Raw genomic sequence first — 2,398 nt, forward strand, 5'->3', positions numbered from 1 at the left:
GCTTCGGCCTGAGCGCACAGGCGGTCATTTTCCTCTTGGGAGCCATCGCACCAGTGAATGGCGTCGGGTTTGCAAAGCGCGGCGACTTCTTCGACCCATTGCAACAATCTTTTGTGATTCGTTTTCATGATGACTCCGTTTTCTGCTGGGAATTGCGTCTGAGCAAAACTTCCGTGAAGCGGTGCAATCTATCCCCTGAGGGGGGGGGAGGGCAAGAGAAAACGGGAGAAAACGGGACAAAACCCTGATCCTTAGCGACTGGTGAGGTGTCTGGATTTTGGGGGCGTTGTAGACGGTCAGGCACCACGGAGGCGACAATGAGGGGTGCAAACACCCCGGCAAGGGCTCTGACAAGGTGGTGTTATAAGCGTTCGAGTAGATTTTAGCCGGAAAAAGGCACAGCTCGGCTATGGGAGGGGGCATCAAGAGCAAGTTAGAGCTGGGCCGGGGGCCCTATGTGCATCCAAGCAGGCGATAAGCGGGGACCAATTCATGTAAGAAGTCCCTCCACCACTGGATCCAACCTGCCGCCACGAAGCAGACGGCCTTGAGCTGTCGAGCGTGCCGCTTGATTTCCACCGGAATCAGGAGCAGGTGATGAATGATCGTTCGAACCCGCTTGGGCTGATGTTCGTCGGGCAGATACAATAGCTTCATGGCTTGGAGCATGTTGAACGCCAGCATCCCGAGCTGATAGTAGACATTGTTGGCGGCCAGGCTCTTGCACGGGGGGTGATGAAGTCCCAGATCGATAAGCAACTCGCCGAAGCGCCGCTCGTAATCGCCTTTGAGCCGGTGTCGTTCAAAGATCGCTTCGGCAGGCCCCTCGGTACGCGACGGATCGCAGGCAACGAAGTTGTAGTTCCAGAAAAGCTCGCCATCGGCACGGCGGTGCCTGCACACGGCATAGAGCTTGTTCTTCTCACAGCCCGCCGGCCGGTAACGCAGCCGAGCGTATTGCGTCAGGTGGTCGTGCCCATCACGCCAGCGAATGATCTGCTCTTTGCTCCATGCAACCTCGGGCAGCAGGCTCGCGTTGCGATCCAGCGCTCGGGTCCACCGGTTGTAGCTGACCGTGTACTGATCGAAGCCCTCCTCGATGGCTTCGAGATACTTCCCGGCGCTCGAGGCGCTGTCGGCATACAGATAGCTGGTCTGCCCCGCCCACAGGTGCTTGTTGCGTTCGATCATCTCGGGCAACCAAGCGCTGACATCGTTGCCCGTCTCGCCACTGCTCAACGGCTCCTTGTGATCGGCAGGGGAACCGACCACCCCGTCCACCACGAACGGCCCAACCCACAGCGTCTGCCAAGAAAGGGCCACCTTGCCTGCATAGTTGAGCTTGGCCCCTTCAAAGCACTGTCCGCTAACTTCCAGTTGTGTGTCATCGAAAAAGCTCTCCAGTTGCCCGGCGTGAAGCAACCGCTCCGACTTTGCACGACCCAGCGCCCACTGGACGAACTCTTGCACGATTTCGCGCAACGCCGCCGCCCCTTCATCGCCGATGTTCCGCAACCATTCGCCCAGCGCCGTCTCGTCCGGGAACTTCTCGATTCCCAGGATCGCCTTAAGCGAGTCATCATCATCCAATCGGCCGGCATCGGCCAACGAGTCACCCCCGCTGGTGAAGCTGAATATAAAAGCGGCCACATATACGCACGGATCAAATCCCTTGCCGCAGTGCGTCCGGGGGTCCAGACGCCGATCCTTTTTTACCCGATCCCACAGACCAAACTCATGCGCCAACCCGTTCATTCCAAACTGGCCTCCGTGGGCTGTCGCGCGGTTTGAAGGGCGAAATTCAATGTCAATTCGGCGTTCTTGCTTCGTGTAGTGCTTGCTCATGCCCATAGTATAGCAAGAGGCGAGTCCAATTTCACCCGTAGGGTGAGCTTTTCCCCGGGTCGCTAAGGATTAGGGGGCAGTTTTTCGTTTGGGGAGTAATTCTACAGACCCCACCCTAGGTCTGACAGAAGGGTTCCGCTCCCCAGCCGAAAGAAGGAAAACAGCCAGCCCCACTTCAGATGAAAATCTACTTCAAGCCAAGATGTGCAGAATACCATGCGTTATCCTGCGTCATCCCTTTTTTTTATGTTTCAACATCTTATTTGTCCCCTTAGAGTGAGCCTTCGGGAGCTCTTCTACGCGTGAAGGCAAGCGCTTCTCAGGGGTGCATTAACAACCGAATGTCATCTACGATAGCGGCCTTGTTCTCCTCGAAAGGCTCTTGCACAACGCACGGGCGCTCCTTGAGTCGCATGATTGCCACATAAGCCTCATAGGCAACATGATTATCAACATCCTCGACGAAAGGCGCAATGACCGTTACGCCTTGAGGGTCGTTGATATTGAGAAGAGTGTGAATCAAGGGTCGTTTGATGTGGGCACTTTTTGTTCG

The 2,398-nt window shown here is 56.3% G+C and carries 3 protein-coding genes; all 3 read right to left on the reverse strand.

The annotated features are described in order from the left end of the window. Nucleotides 1–128, reverse strand: a 128-nt coding sequence (locus tag WAO56_RS07660) for a hypothetical protein (RefSeq protein WP_422146316.1), incomplete at its 3' end; no start/stop codon positions are given. A gap of 325 nt (nt 129–453) precedes the next feature. Then, nucleotides 454–1,851, reverse strand: a complete 1,398-nt coding sequence (locus WAO56_RS07665) for a transposase (protein ID WP_422146314.1) — start codon at nt 1,849–1,851, stop codon at nt 454–456. Between the two features lie 313 nt (nt 1,852–2,164). Next, the coding region (locus WAO56_RS07670; RefSeq protein WP_422146315.1) for a hypothetical protein at nt 2,165–2,398 on the reverse strand (234 nt) is incomplete at its 5' end.

Source organism: Miniphocaeibacter sp., from assembly GCF_049276255.1.
Classification (GTDB): Bacteria; Bacillota; Clostridia; order Tissierellales; family Peptoniphilaceae; genus Miniphocaeibacter.